The sequence below is a fragment of the Sagittula salina genome (genome assembly GCF_017813235.1).
GTDB classification, from domain to species: Bacteria; Pseudomonadota; Alphaproteobacteria; order Rhodobacterales; family Rhodobacteraceae; genus Sagittula; species Sagittula salina.
The window spans coordinates 1-245 of record NZ_JAGISH010000086.1 but is presented as its reverse complement, the minus strand read 5'-3'; the positions used below and the strand labels follow the sequence as shown (position 1 = coordinate 245).

At 71.0% G+C, this 245-nt stretch carries 1 pseudogene; it reads right to left on the bottom strand.

What is annotated here, in order from left to right:
* Positions 1–30: 30 nt before the first annotated feature.
* Positions 31–245 (bottom strand): annotated as a pseudogene (locus J5474_RS22655) (IS66 family transposase zinc-finger binding domain-containing protein); the annotation flags it as partial.

Here is a 245-nt window from a genome sequence, read left to right as displayed (position 1 = left end):
CGGCGCTTGACGGAAGAGGCCCGATCACAGAAGCGGCAAGTGATCCGCGTAGCGCGATACCAGGAGGTGCGCAACGGTCGCCTCGGTCGGCATGCCGCCCTCGATCAGGCGAGCGGGCGCGGGAGCCTGCAGCACGACGCCGGGGCAGGCGCGGCAGGCCAGCTTGGGGCGCCTGGTCACGAGGGTTCGGAACTGGGCGGGGATCACGTCCAGCCGCCTGGCAGTGTCGCTGCCGATCTCGACCA